Source organism: Methylobacterium sp. ME121 (assembly GCF_000974725.1).
Classification (GTDB): domain Bacteria; phylum Pseudomonadota; class Alphaproteobacteria; order Rhizobiales; family Beijerinckiaceae; genus Methylobacterium; species Methylobacterium radiotolerans.
This window is the reverse complement of sequence record NZ_BBUX01000004.1, coordinates 151885-169845: the sequence shown is the minus strand read 5'-3', so window position 1 is coordinate 169845 and position 17961 is coordinate 151885. Positions and strand designations below refer to the sequence as shown.

The following is a 17961-nucleotide window of genomic DNA, read 5'->3' as shown; positions in this document are numbered from 1 at the left end:
CGAGGAGCAGAGACAGGGATCCGGGATGGAATCGACGCAGAAGCCCGTGGACCGCGACGCCGCCGACGAGGCCGCCGAGCCCCGTCGGCGCGCGGCGGCCAATCCGGCGACGCGGCGCGCGCCGGTGGCCCGGCGCGTGCCGGTCGACCCGGCCGGCACGGCGGCCGCGCCGGCGGCCGACGCCAACGACGAGTGGCCGGCCGCCGCGGCCCCGGCGGAGCCGTCGGTCGGGGCGGCCCGTGAGTCGGTTCTGGAAGCGGGGCGGTCCCTGCGTCACACGCCGGAGCGGTTCGTGAACCGCGAGCTGTCCTGGCTTCAGTTCAATCGGCGCGTGCTGGAGGAGGCGTCGAATCCGAACCACCCGCTCCTGGAGCGCCTCCGCTTCCTGTCGATCTCGGCCAACAACCTCGACGAATTCTTCATGGTCCGCGTCGCCGGCCTGATCGATCAGGTCCGGGCCGGGATCACGGTGCCGTCGCAGGACGGCCTGTCGCCGTCGGAGCAGCTGGTCCGGATCGGCGCCGAGGTCTCGCGCCTCGCCGCCGACCAGCAGGCCCGCTGGCGGGAGCTGCGCGAGGAGCTGCACGCGGCCGACATCGACATCGTCGAGCCCGCCGCCCTCACGGCCGAGCAGGCGGCGTGGCTGGAGGAGTACTTCCTCAACCACGTCTTCCCGGTCCTGACGCCGCTGGCGATCGATCCGGCCCACCCGTTCCCGTTCATCCCGAATCTCGGCACCACCATCGCGCTGATGCTGGTTCGGCCGAAGGACGGAAGGCTGCTGCGCGCGCTCATCCGCCTGCCCGGCGTCATCGACCGCTTCGTGCGCCTGCCGGTGACCGAGAGCGAGACCGCGGCGCGGTTGATGCCGATCGAGCAGGTGATCGGGATGTTCACCGGCCGGCTCTTCCCAGGCTACCTCGTGAAGGGCAGCGGCGCGTTCCGCGTGGTCCGCGACTCCGACCTGGAGATCGAGGAGGAGGCCGAAGACCTCGTCCTGCATTTCGAGACCGCGCTAAAGCAGCGCCGCCGCGGCGTCGTGATCCGCCTCGAGGTGGAGGCGGGCATGTCGGAAGATCTGCGCAGCTTCGTCGCCGACGAGCTCGAGATCGCCGCGGACGCGATCTTCCTCGTGGAGGGCATGCTGGCCCTGAACGAGCTGTCCCAGGTCGTCGGCATCGACAGGCCCGACCTGAAGTTCAAGCCCTACAACCCGCGCTTCCCCGAGCGCATCCGCGAGAGCGGCGGCGACGTCTTCGCGGCGATCCGCCAGAAGGACTTCATCGTCCACCACCCCTACGAATCCTTCGACTCGGTGGTGCAGTTCCTGGCCCAGGCCGCGCGCGACCCGAACGTCGTCGCGATCAAGCAGACGCTCTACCGCACCTCGTCGAACTCTCCGATCGTCGCGGCCCTCGCCGAGGCCGCCGAGCTCGGCAAGTCCGTGACCGCCCTCGTGGAGCTGAAGGCGCGGTTCGACGAGGAGGCCAACATCCGCTGGGCGCGCAACCTCGAGAAGGCGGGCGCGCAGGTCGTGTTCGGCTTCGTCGAGCTCAAGACGCACGCCAAGCTGTCGCTGGTGGTCCGACGGGAGGGCGACAAGCTCGTCACCTACTGCCACGTCGGCACCGGCAACTACCACCCGATCACCGCGCGCATCTACACGGACCTGTCGTTCTTCACGGCGGATCCCGCGATCGCGCGGGACGTGTCGCGCATCTTCAACTTCATCACCGGCTACGCCGAGCCGGCCGAGCTGGAGCGCATGGCGGTCTCGCCGCTGACCCTGAAGAACCGCCTCCTGGAGCATATCGAGGCGGAGGTGGCCCACGCGAAGGCCGGGCGCCCGGCCGCGATCTGGATCAAGTGCAACTCCCTAGTCGACGGCCAGATCATCGACGCGCTCTACGACGCCTCGGGAGCCGGCGTTCAGATCGACTGCGTGGTCCGGGGCATCTGCTGCCTGCGCCCGGGCATCCCCGGCCTGTCGGAGACGATCCGGGTGAAGTCGATCGTCGGGCGCTTCCTCGAGCACGGGCGCATCTACGCCTTCGGCAACGGCGTCGGGCTGCCGCACCCCAAGGCCACGGTCTACATCTCCTCGGCCGACCTGATGAGCCGGAACCTCGACCGCCGTGTCGAGGCGCTGCTGCCGATCACGAACCCGACGGTGCATCAGCAGGTGCTCGACCAGATCATGCTGGCCAACCTTCTCGACAACCGTCAGAGCTGGCGGCTCCTCGCTTCGGGCGGCTGCGAACGGATCCAGCCCGCCGAGGGCGAGGAGCCGTTCAATGCCCACAAGTATTTCATGACCAATCCCAGCCTCTCGGGACGCGGCAAGGCCTCGAAGAAGTCGAGCCCGCGGGCCCTCAGCCGACGCGCGCAACGCAGCTGAGTTTCGCCGCGCGCCGTCGCTGGGTTAAACCTCCCGCACGGCGCGCCGGCAGGTGCGCCGGGCTGATGAAGGACTCGGACGTTTGGGCAGCCCTCTTGCCAATCTCACCCTCGCGCGGGACGCGGAGGCGATCGACCGCGCCGCGCACCATCCGGTGGCGATCATCGATATCGGCTCCAACTCGGTCCGCCTCGTCGCGTATGACGGACTGACCCGGGCGCCGACGCCGCTCTACAACGAGAAAGTGCTCTGCGGCCTGGGCCGCAATGTCCTGACGACCGGCCGGCTGAACGAGGAGGCGGTGGCCCGCGCACTCGCCGCCCTGGGTCGTTTCCGGGTGCTGTGCCAGACGATGCGCGTCAGGCAGGTCTTCGTGCTCGCCACCGCGGCGGCGCGGGACGCCGAGAACGGTCCCGACTTCCTCCGCGCCGCCGAGGCGGCCTGCGGTCAGGAGATCCAGCTGCTCTCCGGACGGCGGGAGGCGGAGCTGTCCGCGCTCGGCGTGGTCTCGGGCTTCCACGCGCCGAACGGCGTGGTGGGCGACATGGGCGGCGGCTCCCTCGAACTCGTGGACGTCCGCGGGGCCGTCGTCGGCCAGGGGGTGACCATGCCCCTCGGCGGTCTCGCCCTGCAGGACCTGTCCGGCGGCTCGGTCAAGAAGGCCGCCAAGATCGTCCGCGAGTACATGCGCAAGGCCGCCCCGCAGCTGGAGACCCTGCGCGGGCGGACCTTCTACGCGGTCGGCGGCACGTGGCGGGCGATCGCGCGGCTCCACCAGGCGGCCCGCGGCTACCCCGTCCACGTGATGCACGGCTACGCGGTGGAGCCCACCGACGAGCTCAGCTTCCTGCAGGTCGTCGAGCAGACCGACGTGGCGCTGCTGCAGGACGTCGACGCGATCTCGGAGGCGCGGCGCCCGCTGCTCGCCTACGGAGCCGTCGTGCTGGAGGAGATCATCCGGGTCGGGCGCCCGCGCGAGGTGGCGATCTCGGCATCGGGCGTCCGCGAGGGCCTGCTGTTCGAGCAGCTCGACCGGGACACAAGGCTGGTCGATCCGCTGCTGGCCTCGGCGTCGGAATTCAACGTCCTGCGCGCGCGCTCGCCGCGCCACGGCGAGGAGTTGATCGCCTGGACGGATCGGTTCGTCGCGACCCTGGACGGTCACGAGACCGCCGACGAGCGCCGCCTGCGCCACGCGGGCTGCCTGCTGTCGGATGTCGGCTGGCGGGCGCATCCGGATTACCGCGGCGAGCAGAGCATCGCGGTGATCCAGAACGCCGCCTTCGTGGGCGTGGATCATCCCGGGCGGGCCTATCTCGCCCTGGCGGTGTCCCTGAAACACATCGGCTTGGCGCCCGAGAAGGCGAACGCGATGCTCCGCAGCGTGGCCGGTCCGCGCCTGTTCGAGCGCGCGCGCCTCCTGGGCGCGCTACTCCGGATCGCCTTCCCGATCTCGGCCGGCATGGACGGCGCGCTCGGACGGGCGCCGCTCACCGTCGAGGATGGCCGCGTGGTGCTGCGTCTGCCGCAGGAGTGGGAGGCCCTGAACGGGGATCGCCTGTTGAACCGTGTTCGCGGCCTCGGGCGCGTTGTCGGCCTCGATGGGCGTGTCGAGATCACGGGCGCCGCCGCCGAACCGCGCCTCGCGGCCCCGGCGCCCCGAGAGCAGTGAGACGTGGATTCGGCGTTGCACGGCGGCCCATGGCCGCCGGTGCAGGGATGATCTCGCTCGACGCCGCGTTCCGCTCTCGCGTTCGAGAGCCGGCTTGCCGAGCGCGCGCCGTGCCCGCAGGGGCCGACGACGGCATCGTGACAGTCGCGAAGGTGGACACTGCGCGTCCCCAGTGTCGTCCGCCCACCGGCGGATAGATAAAGGCGCCGTAACACCTATTTAATTTCTCAAGTAATTTTTCTGATTGTTAATGATGGTATTATACAGTTTCCAAGAAGAGCAACGCCATTTCCAAAGTAATCAAGTTCAGCGTACTTTAAAATTTTGTCAGCACACAGCGTGATTGCGCGCGAACTTCGCCCTATGATGCGACCGGACAACTAACTGAACTCGCACGCTGGAGCGTTCGCGCAATGAGATTGCTTAGCTATCTCTCAATTCGTGCCGCTATGTGCACGACGATATTCGCAATGGCGCTGATGTTACTGGGATATGCGGGAAATTCTCTGATCGATGCGCGGCACCAGACGCAGCAGGCCCAGTCTGCGGTCACGTTGACCCGCGCGAGCCGCCAACTCCTCAAGACGATCCTCCCAGCGCGTCTCGAGCGGGGGGCAGCCCTCGCCTTGGGCGGAGACGCGGCCGCCGACGCGGAGGGCCTGAGAGCCTACGCGGTGAACCGGGAGGCGATGATCGCGGGCTTCAAGAGCCTTCAGGACCTGTTGCAGAACCAGGATCTGCCCGCCGTGTCGGCGACGTTGGCGAGGCTGAACGCGGCGCAGGACGCGGCGAACCGGCTCCGCCCCCGCATCGACGAGGCTCTGCGCGTCGCGAAGCCGAAGCGGGACCCGGCGCTGTTACCCGCCGTGCTGGCGGCTTTCCAAGATCTCCTCGACGCGCTGACGGCGACCACGGATGCCGTGGATTCGGCCATTCCGCGCTCCGACGCGATCCTGCAGCGCTACCTCGTCCTCAAGCGGTCAGCCTGGTCGACCCGCGTCGCGATCGGCAACGTTGCCCTGCGCGTCCAGACGTCGCTGGCCGCCGGAACGTCGTGGTCGCTGCCCGAGACCGTGGCTGCCGCCGAGGAGCGGGCGCGGCTCCAGTCGGCTTGGTCGAGCACCAGCGAGGCCGCAGCCCAACTCTCGGACGCCACGCGCGCGGCGTTCGAGAGAGCCAAGCGCAGCAATTTCGAGGGCGAGGCGGCGGAAGCGGCGAGGGCGGTCTTCGATGCCCTGAGTCAGCAGCGGGCGTCCCCCTACACGTTCCAAGACATCCGCAAACGGAACACCCTCGAGCAGATGACGATCGTCGATCTGGCCGATGCCGCCCTCGACGAGATGGTGGGACGGGCCGAGACCCTCGCTGCGGCAGCGGTCCGGGTTCTCCTGCACAACGCCGCGGCGCTGCTGGCCGTCCTGCTGCTCGTCGGCCTCGGTCTCGTCGCCCTGTTCGGGGGCGTGTTGCGGCCGATCCGGACCATCGCCACGGCGATGCGCGCGCTGACCGGGGGTGAGACCGCCGTCGCACTCCCGGTGCAGGCCTACCGGAACGAGTTCGCGCCGATCATGGTGGCCGTGCAGGCGTTCCGCGACAATCTGATCCGCACACGCGAGCTCGAAGGCGAGGCCGAGCGGGCGCGTTTGGACGCCGACGACCAGCGGCGGGACAGCCTGCGCCAGATGGCGCAACGGTTCGAGCAGGCGGTCGGGGGCATGATCGGCCAGGTCGCGGCCTCGGCCACCGCGCTGCAGGTCACGGCGCGGACGATGACGGCGACGGCCACAAGGACGGCGGGACAGTCGACGACGGTCGCGACCGCCGCCGAACGAGCCTCCAGCAACGTCAACACCGTGGCGGCGGCCGCCGAGGAGCTCGGCACCTCCGTGCAGGAGATCGGGCGGCAGGCCGACGGCTCGGCGGCTCTCGCACGGCAGGCCGCGGCCGAGGCCGATCGGACCGCCGCGCGCGTGCAGGACCTGAACAGCGCCGTAAACAAGATCGGCGCCGTCGTGGGGCTCATCTCATCGATCGCCGAGCAGACCAATCTGCTGGCGCTCAACGCGACCATCGAGGCAGCGCGCGCGGGCGTCGCCGGCCGCGGCTTCGCGGTCGTGGCTTCCGAGGTGAAGGCGCTGGCCGAGCAGACCGCCAAGGCCACCGACGAGATCTCCGGACAGATCGCGCAGGTGCAGGCCTCCACCGGTCAAGCGGTGGAGGCCATCGCGGCGATCACCGCGCGGATCCGCGAGATCAACGGCGTGGCGGCCTCGATCGCGGCGGCCGTCGAGGAACAGGGTGCGGCAACCCAGGAGATCGTCCGCAATGTCGGGGAGGCGGCTGTAGGCACCGGCGAGGTCACCACCACCATCACCGGGGTCGCGCAGGCGGCCGAGAGCACCGGTCTGGCCGCCGGCCAGGTTCTCGACGCGGCCTCCGCCCTGTCGGACCAGTCCGACCGCCTGACCGCGGAGGTCGGGCGGTTTCTGGCGAGCGTCCGCGTTTCCTACGCGGTCTCCGCCGCGCAGGTCGCGCTGGTCCGGGACAGTTTCGAGACGGTGCAGACGCTGGGCGATGCCGTGGCGGACCTGTTCTACGGACGCCTGTTCGACATCGCGCCGCAGGTCCGGTCGCTCTTCCCGGACGACATGACCGCGCAGAAGCGGAAGCTCGTCGCCATGCTGGCGCTGGCGGTGTCCAACCTCGACAAGCCCGAGGCCCTGGTCGCGACCGTGCGCGATCTCGGGGACCGGCACGCCGGCTACGGCGCGCTGCAGGCGCACTACGAGCCGGTCGGCGCGGCCCTGATCTGGACGCTGGAACAGGAGCTCGGCCCGGACTTCACGCCGGAACTCCGGGAGGCCTGGGTCGAGACCTACCGGGTCATCACCGGCCTGATGACGATGGCCGGAACCGCGAAGGCCGCGTGATCCGGCCCGACGTCAGGCGACGCGATCCGAGAAGATCGCCTTCCTGACCACGGCGTGGACGCCCCAGTTGCCGTCCACGACCTGCGTGATCCCGAAATCGACCGCCACCGACATCAGCGAGATGGCCTCGTCCTCGGTGAGGCCCTTCGCGTGCATCAGGAACTGGCGCATCTTCCGGAAGGCGTCGCGCATGGCGAGGTCGATGGAGGACTTCTGGAAGATCGCGCTCTGGGCGTCCGGACCGAGGTCGCGCAGGTAGTTCGGGTAGCTGAAGCCGGACAGCACCCAGTCGTCCCGGGTCTCGATCATCGGGAAGTCGAGGGCCTCCAGCGGCGTGCCGGGCAGGTCGGCCTTCTTGTGCAGGATGAACTGGAAGGTTCCGGTGAGCGAGCACTCGATCGCGGTGCCGCACAACTCGGAATCGCCCTGGCTGGCGTGGGGGTCGCCCACCGAGAACAGGGCGCCCGGCACCGCCACCGGGTAGTACAGCGTCGCGCCCTTGCCGATCCGCCAGTTGTCGATGTTGCCGCCGGTGTAGCTCGGCGGGATCGTGTTGACCCGGTCGGCCTCGGCGGGCGCGACGCCCATCGTGCCGAAATGCGGCCGGATCGGCACACGGATGCCCTTGAGGACCTCGAAGGTCTTCTGCGTCTTGGAATGATCGACCGGCAGGCCGGGATAGTCGATGGTCGGGTGAGAGACGCCGAACGGGTCGGTGACGCCCGGCCAGCGGAAACTGTAGACCGCCCGGGCCCAGTCGCGCTCGCCGGTGGCGTCGACCTCGTAGATGGTCACGACCTCCCGGGGCTTATCGCCGGTGATCAGGTCGTTGTAGTGGTAGCCCCACCACGCCGCCGCGTTGCTGCCGAAGGCCAGTCCCTTGTACTTGGGATTGGCGCAGGGGCGGGGAGCGACGTCGAGGATGCGCACCTCCAGGACATCGCCGGGCTCGGCGCCGCGGATCGCCACCGGGCCGGTGCAGATATGCACGCCGAGGCCGCCGCCGGGGCCGATCTTGGCGTCCATGGCGCCGGCACCGCGGGGCGAGACGCCCATCTTGTCCTTCGTCCAGAGATAGACACTCTCGGCGCCCGGATCGCCCTGGATCATCCGCTCGGCGTCGTCGCTCGCCTGATGCGTGAGCGTCTCGATCGTGACGAAATCGCCCGAACCGATCTCGACCTTGGGCTTGAGGCTGCGGCTGAAGAAGCCCCAGTGGACGGTCTCGGCATTCGCCGGCAGGTGGTAATGCGCCGTGGCGGCGATCTTGGCCCCGCTCGCCTGGGCCAGGGCCGGGCTCACCAGCGACGGGCCGCCGGCCGCGAGGGCCGCAGCGGCGGCGCCGGTCGCCGCGAAGCCGCTCTTCAGGAAGGCGCGCCGCTCAGGCTCCAGATCCCGCCGGAACCGGCGGCGGTGCTCCTCGAAGGCGTGGCAGGTTGGATCGTCGCCCGCGCACATCGCGTCGTCTCCCGGTGATTTCGTGGCACCGGGACCGGAAAGCAAATCGACGGCCACGCTCGCGGCCGCCGACGGGCACGCCTCATTCCGAGATCATGCCGACACCGCGCTCCTCGGCTCGCGGGGCGGCCTCGTCCGCCTGGGCCTCGACCACGGCGGCGGCCGTGACATTGACGATGCCGCGCGCCGTCACCGACGGCGTCAGGATGTGGGCGGGCTTGGCCGGACCGATCAGGAGTGGGCCGACCGGCAGGGCGTCCGCCAGCACCTTCGCGAACTGGAAGGCGATGTTGGCCGCGTCGAGGTTCGGGAAGATCAGGACGTTGGCCGCGCCCTTGAGGCGGGAGCCGGGCAGCACGCGCTCGCGCACCATCTCGTTGAGGGCCGAATCCGCCTGCATCTCGCCGTCGACCTGCAGCTCGGGATCCCGCGCGTGCAGGAGCGCGAGGGCGTCGCGCATCTTCATCGCGGAGGGCGAATCCGACTGGCCGAAATCCGAGTGGCTGAGCAGCGCGATCTTCGGCGTCATCCCGAAGCGGCTGACATGGCTGGCGCAGGCCTGCGCCACGTCGGCGATCTCCTCGGCGGTCGGGTTCTGGCGGACGTGGGTGTCGGCCAGGAAGTAGGCGCCGTTATGCGTCACGACGAGGCTCATCGCGGCGCACTGCTCCACGCCGGGGGCGAGCCCGATCACGTCGCGGATGATGCGCAGCCGCGTCTCGAACCGGCCCTCGAGGCCGCAGATCAGCGCGTCGGCCTCGCCGCGGCGGACCGCGATGGCGCCGATCACCGTGCTGTTGGTGCGCACCAGGGTGCGCGCCGCGTCGGGGGTGATGCCCCGGCGACCCGCCACCTCCAGATAGGTCTGCACGTAGGCGCGGTAGCGGGGATCGTCCTCGGGATCGATCAGCTCGAAGTCGCGGCCGTGCTCGATCGACAGGCCGAAGCGCTTCAGCCGGGTCTCCACGACCCGCGGCCGGCCGACCAGGATCGGGAAGGCGACCTTGTCCTCGACGATCGCCTGGACGGCGCGGAGCACGCGCTCGTCCTCGCCCTCGGCGTAGATCACGCGCTTGGGCTCGGCCTTCGCCTTCGAGAACAGGGGCTTCATGATCAGGCCGGACCGGTGCACGAACCGGTCGAGGCTCTCGACGTAGGCGTCGAGATCCGGGAGCGGCCGGCCGGCGACGCCCGAATCCATCGCGGCCTTGGCCACGGCCGGGGCGATGCGCAGGATCAGGCGCGGGTCGAACGGGCTCGGGATCAGGGATTTCGGCCCGAACGGCCGGGCCTCGCCGCCGTAGGCGCGGGCGACCACGTCGGAGGTGGTCTCGTGGGCCAGGCCCGCGATCGCCTTCACGGCCGCCTTCTTCATCTCCTCGTTGATCTTGTGGGCGCCGACATCGAGCGCGCCGCGGAAGATGTAGGGGAAGCACAGGACGTTGTTGACCTGGTTCGGGAAGTCCGACCGGCCGGTGCAGATCATCGCGTCCGGCCGCTCCTTCTCGGCCAGGTCCGGCATGATCTCCGGATAGGGGTTGGCGAGCGCCATGATCAGCGGCTTCTCGGCCATCTCCTTCAGGTACTCGGGCTTGAGCACGCCGCCGGCCGACAGGCCGATGAACACGTCCGCCCCCGGGATCACCTCGGCGAGCGTCCGCTTGTCGGTCTCCTGCGCGTAGACGTCCTTCCAGCGGTCCATCAGCTCGGGGCGGCCCTTGTAGACGACGCCCTTGATGTCGGTGACCGTGATGTTCTCGCGGGTCGCGCCGAGCGACACGAGCAGGTTGAGGCAGGCGAGGGCCGCCGCGCCGGCACCGGACGTGACGATCCGGACGTCGGACAGGTTCTTGCCGGCGAGTTCCAGGCCGTTGAGGACGGCCGCCGCCACGATGATCGCTGTGCCGTGCTGATCGTCGTGGAAGACCGGGATGTTCATCCGGGCCCGGCACTGCTCCTCGACCTCGAAGCACTCGGGCGCCTTGATGTCCTCCAGGTTGATGCCGCCGAAGGTCGGCTCGAGGGCGCAGACCACGTCGACGAGCTTGGACACGTCCTTCTGGTCGACCTCGATGTCGAAGACGTCGATGCCGGCGAATTTCTTGAACAGGACGGCCTTGCCCTCCATCACGGGCTTCGAGGCCAGCGGGCCGATATCGCCCAGGCCCAGCACGGCCGTGCCGTTGGAGAGCACCGCCACGAGGTTCTGGCGGATCGTGAGCTCGGCGGCCTGCTGCGGGTCGTCGTGGATCGCCATGCAGGCGGCGGCGACGCCGGGCGAGTAGGCCAGGGCGAGGTCGCGCTGGTTGCCGAGCGGCTTGGTCGCCTGGATCTCCAGCTTCCCGGGCTTGGGCAGGCGGTGGTAGACGAGCGCCCCGGCCTTGAGGTCCTCGGACATGTTATCGGCCATCGCCCACGCTCCCGCTCACCTTCTTCACCGAGGACGACGCGGCCGCGCATCGCGCAGGCTCGCGTCATGACCGGTCTGTTGCACCGGCTGCGCAGGGGGCGCAACCCGCACAACGAGACCCGGATCCACCTTGCCAAGCTGGCGAGGACCTACGGCTTCTCCATAGGCGCTTATTCGTACGGGCGTCCAAAAGTCCGCTTCCCGGAGAGCGGACGGCGGCTGACGATCGGCCGCTATTGTTCCATCGCCGACAAGGTCGAGATCCTGCTCGGCGGCGATCATCGCCTCGACTGGGCGTCGACCTACCCGTTCGCGGCGATGCGCGGCCTGTTCCCGGACGCCGATGCGCCGGAGGATTACCACGCCTCCCGGGGTGACGTGGTGATCGGCAACGATGTCTGGCTGGGATCAGGCTGCATGATCCTGTCGGGCGTGACGGTCGGCCACGGCGCCGTGGTGGCCGCCCGCGCCGTGGTGACCCGCGACGTGCCGGCCTACACCGTCGTAGCCGGCAACCCGGCCCGGGTCGTGCGCCGCCGCTTCGACGCGGCGACCGCAGAGGCGCTCGTGGGGTCGGCGTGGTGGGACCTGCCGCACGATGCGGTGACGCGGCTCGTGCCGCTGCTCCAGAGCGGGCGGATCACGGACCTGCTCGCGGCGTTGCGCGCCGGCGCGGTTTCCCGTACCGGCGGGGCCCATCACGAAGACCATCCGAGATCCGGACGATGACCGACACCCCCCCTGACCGCCTCGCCTCCAACCCGAACAGCCCGTTCTACGACGAGAAGGTGCTGGAGCGCGGGGTCGGTGTCCGGTTCAAGGGCGTCGAGAAGACCAACGTCGAGGAATACTGCGTGAGCGAGGGCTGGGTCCGGCTCTCGGCCGGCAAGGCTCTCGACCGGGCCGGCAATCCGATGACGGTGAAGCTGAAGGGCACCGTGGAGCCCTATTTCCGCGACCCCGCCGCGGACGCCTGATCCGCCACCCGCGCCAGCGCGGCCTCGAAGTTCCGGACGGCCTCCCGGACGAGCTTCCCGACCCGATCCGGCGAGCGCGGCCCGTCGATGACGAGGCTCGCGAGGATGTCGGAGCGGCGGGCACGCTGCTTGGCGGTGCGCGCGTGGTTCGAGACGCGCAGGTGCCAGGCGCAGTCCGGTCGCCGCAGGTACAGGCTGTCGCCGCGCTCGTTCCGGGCGACGATCGCGAAGCCCTGCGCCTCCAGCATCCGCGCCGCGAGACCCAGCGCCTCGAGCGGCGGGAGCGAGCTGTCGGCGGTCATGGGCCGGCCGGCTCGATCGTGCCGAGGCGGCGCCGCCCGAGCGCCCGCGCCTTGAGCGCCAGGGCCGGCCGCTCGACCCCGTACCAGGACAGGGCCGCGACCGGCAGGGTGAGGGCGAGGGCCGGCGCCAGGAGCGCGGGCCCGGAGGCAGCGGGCCACAGCGCGTTCAAGCTCTGCTGGATCGGCCAGCCGTAGAGATAGATCCCGTAGGAGAGATCGGCCGACGGGTCGCACAGGCCGCGCGCGAGGGGGCCGAGGGCTAGCCAGACCACGCCGTAGGCCTCGGCGAGGAACAGCAGGGCCGGGTAGGCCGGCGTTCGCGCGAGGGCGAAGGCGCCGAAGACCAGACAGGCGAGGGCGGCGGCCGAGACCCGCAGGCGGTCGCGCCACAGGTAGAGGCACGCGCCGGCCGCGAAGATCAGCGGCAGGCGCAGCGCCGTCTCGGTGCCCTTGGGTAGGTCGGGACCGCGGAGGCCGCAGGCGATCGACAGGGCGAGTGCCAGTCCGGCCACGATCAGGGGGGCCGACCACCGGCGCCGGAGCAGGCCGGACAGGGCGGCCGCGAGAACGCCGAGGTAGCACAGCACCTCGTATTTCAGCGTCCAGACCGTGCCGAGCGGCGCCCGGTAGGGATTGGCTTCGAAGACGCCGGGGAGGGCGGCGTTGCTCTTGAAGGTCGTCAGCGTCCCGCGGATGAACGACCATAGGGCCGGATCGCGCAGGTACTCGGCGACCGGCAGGCGCGTCAGCGCCGCCCCGAGACCCAGCGACACAACGAGGGTCGCGGCGACCAGTCCGGGCAGGATCCGCAAGGTCCGGGCGAGGGCGTAGTCCCGGATGCCGCGGCGGTCGCAGCTCATCGTGACCAGGAATCCCGACACGGCGAAGAAGCCGTTCACCGCGTGCTCGCCCAGCGTGTAGCCGGTGAGCCGGGCGAGGGGCTCGTCGCCGGCCGCGCCGGTCGCGACGCTGAACGCGTGGGACACCACGACGGCGAGAGCCAGCAGCAGCCGCAAGCCGGTGAAGCCGTTGCGCCCGCGTTCCAGCGCGGTCGCGATCGTCGGCGCGCTCATCCGGTCAGCCCCTCGCGGGCCAGCGCGGTCCGGCCCCGCAGGAAGGCGAGGGCGCCGGCGGCCGAGCCGCCGTAGCGCTCCAGTCCCGCCCGACGCAGCACCAGCCCGGACAGCAGCGCCTTCGGCACATTGGCCGCCAGCGCGGCGAGGCTCGGGTCCGCGAGGCCGTATTTCCGGCTGACATAGGCGCGCGACCACGCCTGATGCCAGCGCGCGCGAAACACCCGTCCCGGCTCGGGCGCCGACGACCGGCCGCGCCCGTGCAGCGCTTCGGCGCGGTGGACATGGATCAGCGCACGACCGCGATCGGCCACGCGCCGGCACAGGTCGTCGTCCTCGTAGAACAGGAAGATGTTCTCGTCGAAGCCGCCGAGGTCGAGGAACAGGGCGCGCGGCATCAGCAAGCAGGCCCCGGAGAGAAACGGCGCGCAGGCATCGCCCTGCGGGAGCGCGAGCCGGCCGGCGGGATTGGTCAGGTAGGGCGCGAGCAGCGACCGCGCCTGGAAGAAGAAGCGCCCGTCGGGCTCGACGAGGCGCGGGGCGAGCAGGCCCGCGTCCGGCCAGGATCGGGCCGCCTCCAGCAGGGCGTCAACGGCGCCCGGCCGCAGCACGACGTCCGGGTTGACGATGAGGACGTGCTCCGCCGTCTCGGCCGCGCGGACGCCCCGGTTGTTGGCGCGACCGTAGCCCTCGTTGCGGGCGTTGCGGATCACCTGGGCGCCCGCGGCCTCCGCGACGGACGCGGAGGCGTCCCGGCTGGCATTGTCGACCACGATCGCCGGCACATGCTGCCCGGCCAGCGCCGCGAGGCAGCCGGGCAGCACGTCGGCGCTGTCATGCGCGACGACGATCGCGACGAGACTCGGCACCGGGCGGCGGTTCGCGCCGCCTCAGGCCTTCTTCTCGGGCAGGTTGAGCCGGATGTGCAGCTCGCGCAGCTGCTTGGGCGTCGCCTCGGAGGGCGCGCCCATCATCAGGTCCTCGGCGCGCTGGTTCATCGGGAACAGCACCACCTCGCGGATGTTCGGCTCGTTGCACAGGAGCATGACGATGCGGTCCACACCCGGCGCGATGCCGCCGTGCGGCGGAGCGCCCATGCGCAGGGCGTTCAGCATGCCGCCGAACTTCTGCTCCAGGACCTCGTGGCCGTAGCCGGCGATCGCGAAGGCCTTCTCCATCACGTCCGGACGGTGGTTGCGGATCGCGCCCGACGACAGCTCCACGCCGTTGCAGACGATGTCGTACTGGAACGCCTTGATGTCCAGGATCCGCTTGGTGTTCGCGCCGTTCTCGTCCTCGCTGGAGAGCGCGTCGAGGTCGAGCGCCAGGAACGCCTCGCGGTCGATGTTCGGCATCGAGAACGGGTTGTGGGAGAAGTCGATCCGCTTCTCTTCCTCGCTCCACTCGTACATCGGGAAGTCGGTGATCCAGCAGAAGGCGTACTGGTCCTTGTCGCAGAGGCCTAGCTCGTCGCCGATGCGGATGCGCGCCTTGCCGGCGAGGCCGGCCGCCTTGCCCTCAGCGCCGGCCGAGAAGAACACCGCGTCGCCCGCCTTGGCACCGGCCCGCTCGGCGATCAGCGCCTGGACCTCGGCCGGAATGAACTTGGCGATCGGCCCCTTGCCGGTGAGCTGCCCGTTCTCCTCCTCGAACACGACATAGCCGAGCCCCGGCGCGCCCTCCGAACGGGCCCAGTCGTTGAGCTTGTCGAAGAACGAGCGCGACTGCGCCGCCGCACCGGTCGCCGGGATCGCCCGGACCACGCCGCCGGAAGCGATCACGCCCTTGAACGCCTTGAAGGCCACGTCCTCGCGGGCGAACAGGTCGGTGACGTCGGCGATGATCAGCGGATTGCGCAGGTCCGGCTTGTCGACGCCGTATTTGAGCATCGAGTCCGCGTAGGTGATCCGCGGGAATTCCTTGGTGACGCGCTTGCCCTCGGCGAACTCCTCGAACACGCCGCGCAGGACCGGCTCGACCGCCTGGAACACGTCCTCCTGGGTGACGAAGCTCATCTCGATGTCGAGCTGGTAGAACTCGCCCGGCGAGCGGTCGGCGCGGGCATCCTCGTCGCGGAAGCAGGGCGCGATCTGGAAGTAGCGGTCGAAGCCCGCGATCATCGTCAGCTGCTTGAACTGCTGCGGCGCCTGCGGGAGCGCGTAGAACTTGCCGGGATGGACCCGCGACGGCACGAGGTAGTCGCGCGCGCCTTCCGGGCTCGACGCGGTCAGGATCGGCGTCTGGAACTCGAAGAAGCCGCCCTCGCGCATCCGGCGGCGGAGCGAGTCGATGATCGCGCCGCGCTTCATGATGTTGGCGTGCAGCTTCTCCCGGCGCAGGTCGAGGAAGCGGTACCGGAGCCGCGTCTCCTCCGGGTACTCGAGGTCGCCGAAGACCGGCAGCGGCAGCTCGCCGGCCGGACCCAGCACCTCGAGGTCGTCGATGTAGACCTCGACCGCGCCGGTCGGCAGCTCGGCATTCTCGGTACCGGCCGGTCGCGTGCGGACGCGGCCGTCGATCCGCACGACCCATTCCGAGCGGACGGTCTCGGCGGCCTTGAAGGCCGGGGAATCGGAATCGATCACGCACTGCGTCAGGCCGTAATGGTCCCGCAGATCCACGAACAGCACGCCCCCGTGGTCGCGGATGCGGTGGCACCAGCCGGAGAGGCGGACACTCTGCCCGACGTCGGACGGGCGGAGCGCCCCGCAGGTGTGGGAACGGTAACGGTGCATGACGGGCTTCTTCTGTGGGAAGGCCGGCACCATTCACGCGAGGCCCCCCAAGTCAAGCGCGGGGCGCGCAGAACGGCGCCGAAAGCCGCGCGCGACTCGCCCGCCGGCCTACCGGAAGAGGCTCCCGATCCCCATATGAACTCCATGAACGACAACGTCTTTTTCGATCTGAAGCGGCCCGCTAAGCCGGCGCCCGAACGCGTCCCAGCCGGGTGGCGGACGCTGCCCCTCGAGGGCCGTTTCGACCTCGTCTACGAGGACGCGACCGGGGCCTGGAGCAACCGGTCCCTCGAGGCGCGCGAGCTGAGGCTCGGTCCCGGCCGGACGCTGCTCGGCGGCATCGACGCCCGGCGCGGCGGCTATCGCGGGTTCCGGGTCGACCGGATCCGGCGTCTCGTCGACCGGGCCACCGGCGAGCGCATCGAGACCGGCATCCTCGACCGCCTGCTGGGCCGCGCCGAGGCGCAGCGCCGTGCCGACGCGCTGCGGATCCGCCGGCAGGCCCGGGCGCGCCGGAAGGCGGCGGTCGCGGCCGTGGCGTGACCGCGGTCGCCGAGCCGCGCGTGAAAGCGCGAAAGATGGGGACCTGCGAAGCCGCGTCTCCCCATGTCCGCCGCGGTTGCGTATAGCCGGTGCATGGACCTGATCACCACCACTGACGCGCTGCGCCAGATCTGCACACGTCTCGCCGAGCAGCCCTTCGTGACCGTCGACACGGAGTTCATGCGTGAGACGACGTATTATCCGAAACTGTGCCTGATCCAGATGGCGGCACCGGACGGGACCGCCGTCCTGGTCGACCCGCTGGCGCCCGGGATCGACCTGGATCCGTTCATCGCGCTCATGGCCGACGAGCGCACCGTCAAGGTGTTCCATTCCGCCCGTCAGGACCTGGAGATCATCTGGCTGATCGGCGGGATCCTGCCGCACCCGTTCTTCGACACGCAGGTCGCCGCCATGGTCTGCGGCTACGGCGACTCCGTCTCGTACGAGCAGCTCGTCAACGACGTCGCCAAGGCCAAGATCGACAAGTCGTCCCGCTTCACCGACTGGTCGCGGCGGCCGCTGTCGGAGGCGCAGCTGACCTACGCGCTGTCCGACGTCACCCACTTGGTGAAGATCTACGAGGTCCTCGTCGCCGAGTTGCTGCGGACAGACCGCGGCGCCTGGCTCGACGAGGAGATGGCGGTGCTGACCTCGCCGGAGACCTACCGCGCCGATCCCGCCCAGGCGTGGCGCCGCCTCTCCGGCCGGATGCGCAAGCCGCGCGAGATCGCCGTGCTGATGGAGGTGGCGGCTTGGCGCGAGAGCGAGGCGCAGACGCGCAACGTCCCGCGCGGGCGCGTCCTGAAGGATGAGGCGGTCATCGACATCGCGTCGGCAGCGCCGCGGAGCGCCGAGGCGCTCGGGCGCCTGCGGACGATCCCGGCGGGCTTCGAGCGGTCCCGGACGGGGGCCGACATCGTCGCCGCCGTCGAGCGCGGCCTCGCCCGCGACACCAGCGCCGTCCGGATGCCCGAGCGCGTGCGGCGGAGCGGCGGCAACGGCGCGATCGTCGAGCTGCTGAAGGTCCTGCTGAAGGCGGTCTGCGAGGCCGAGGGCGTCGCGCCCAAGATCATCGCCACGGTCGACGACCTGGAAGCCGTCGCTGACGACGATGCCGCCGAGGTACCGGCGCTGCAGGGGTGGCGTCGGACGCTGTTCGGGGAGAAGGCGCTGGCGCTGAAGCAGGGCCGGCTGGCGCTGTCGGTCGAGTCGGGCCGGATCGTGGTCCGCCCTCTCGAGGCCGAGCCCGCGGCCGCCGGCGCCGACGTGAACGGATGACGCCGGGGCGACGCTGACGGCACAAACTCCGCGGTCGGGCGTGACTCGCCGCAGGTCCGGGATTAAATGGCAATTGGATTGCCGCTTAATCCCGCCCCTGCGTCCCGCGTATGTTCGAGCCGAACGAGATTTTGAAGACGCTGACCGGGCGCGGTCTCGTATCGGCTGAAGGGTGCGAGTCC

At 70.3% G+C, this 17961-nt stretch carries 13 protein-coding genes; 7 read left to right on the top strand and 6 right to left on the bottom strand.

All coding sequences use genetic code 11. The features are described from left to right. The first annotated feature begins 25 nt into the window (after positions 1–25). The 3 genes from ME121_RS05640 to ME121_RS05630 all read left to right on the top strand — a co-directional run bounded on the left by ME121_RS05640 (position 26) and on the right by ME121_RS05630 (position 7000). The gene (locus ME121_RS05640) at positions 26–2398 is read left to right on the top strand and encodes an RNA degradosome polyphosphate kinase (protein ID WP_024831104.1); all 2373 of its coding nucleotides are present in this window, start codon (positions 26–28) and stop codon (positions 2396–2398) included. 82 nt (positions 2399–2480) lie between these two features. Continuing rightward, positions 2481–4070: an exopolyphosphatase gene (gene ppx, locus ME121_RS05635; RefSeq protein WP_089231175.1), complete on the top strand. Its 1590-nt coding sequence runs from the start codon at positions 2481–2483 to the stop codon at positions 4068–4070. Between the two features lie 413 nt (positions 4071–4483). Beyond that, positions 4484–7000 (top strand): methyl-accepting chemotaxis protein, encoded by a 2517-nt coding sequence (locus ME121_RS05630; protein WP_059408475.1) that lies wholly within the window; start codon positions 4484–4486, stop codon positions 6998–7000. 12 nt (positions 7001–7012) lie between these two features. Here ME121_RS05630 and ME121_RS05625 read toward each other — a convergent pair whose 3' ends face one another. Both ME121_RS05625 and ME121_RS05620 read right to left on the bottom strand, forming a co-directional pair. After that, on the bottom strand, positions 7013–8458 hold the full coding sequence (locus ME121_RS05625; RefSeq protein ID WP_012317504.1) for an acetamidase/formamidase family protein: 1446 nt from the start codon (positions 8456–8458) through the stop codon (positions 7013–7015). Between the two features lie 82 nt (positions 8459–8540). After that, the gene (locus tag ME121_RS05620) at positions 8541–10868 is read right to left on the bottom strand and encodes an NADP-dependent malic enzyme (protein ID WP_012317505.1); all 2328 of its coding nucleotides are present in this window, start codon (positions 10866–10868) and stop codon (positions 8541–8543) included. A gap of 66 nt (positions 10869–10934) precedes the next feature. On the opposite strand from ME121_RS05620, the gene ME121_RS05615 reads away from it, so the two are divergent. Beyond that, a complete protein-coding gene (locus ME121_RS05615; RefSeq protein WP_179239954.1) occupies positions 10935–11597 on the top strand; it encodes a CatB-related O-acetyltransferase in 663 nt (220 codons plus the stop codon). Then, the gene (locus ME121_RS05610) at positions 11594–11845 is read left to right on the top strand and encodes a DUF3297 family protein (RefSeq protein ID WP_020091812.1); all 252 of its coding nucleotides are present in this window, start codon (positions 11594–11596) and stop codon (positions 11843–11845) included. Before ME121_RS05615 ends, ME121_RS05610 begins: the two co-directional genes overlap by 4 nt. Here ME121_RS05610 and ME121_RS05605 read toward each other — a convergent pair. Genes ME121_RS05605 through aspS form a run of 4 tightly spaced genes read right to left on the bottom strand, consistent with a single transcriptional unit; the run spans position 11815 to position 15955 of the window. Next, complete coding sequence (locus ME121_RS05605; RefSeq protein WP_012317508.1) at positions 11815–12147, bottom strand: hypothetical protein; 333 nt, start codon at positions 12145–12147, stop codon at positions 11815–11817. The genes ME121_RS05610 and ME121_RS05605 overlap by 31 nt on opposite strands. Next, the gene (locus ME121_RS05600; protein ID WP_024831099.1) at positions 12144–13220 is read right to left on the bottom strand and encodes an acyltransferase family protein; all 1077 of its coding nucleotides are present in this window, start codon (positions 13218–13220) and stop codon (positions 12144–12146) included. Before ME121_RS05600 ends, ME121_RS05605 begins: the two co-directional genes overlap by 4 nt. Next, complete coding sequence (locus tag ME121_RS05595) at positions 13217–14089, bottom strand: glycosyltransferase family 2 protein (protein WP_024831098.1); 873 nt, start codon at positions 14087–14089, stop codon at positions 13217–13219. Before ME121_RS05595 ends, ME121_RS05600 begins: the two co-directional genes overlap by 4 nt. Positions 14090–14110: 21 nt before the next feature. Next, entirely contained in the window at positions 14111–15955 is a 1845-nt protein-coding gene (gene aspS, locus ME121_RS05590) for an aspartate--tRNA ligase (RefSeq protein WP_029358375.1), read from the bottom strand. Positions 15956–16099: 144 nt separating this feature from the next. Between aspS and ME121_RS05585 the strand changes: the two genes are divergently transcribed. Beyond that, positions 16100–16498, top strand: a complete 399-nt coding sequence (locus ME121_RS05585; protein WP_029358377.1) for a hypothetical protein — start codon at positions 16100–16102, stop codon at positions 16496–16498. A gap of 93 nt (positions 16499–16591) precedes the next feature. Beyond that, a complete protein-coding gene (gene rnd, locus ME121_RS05580) occupies positions 16592–17779 on the top strand; it encodes a ribonuclease D (RefSeq protein WP_029358378.1) in 1188 nt (395 codons plus the stop codon). The last annotated feature ends 182 nt before the right edge of the window (positions 17780–17961 follow it).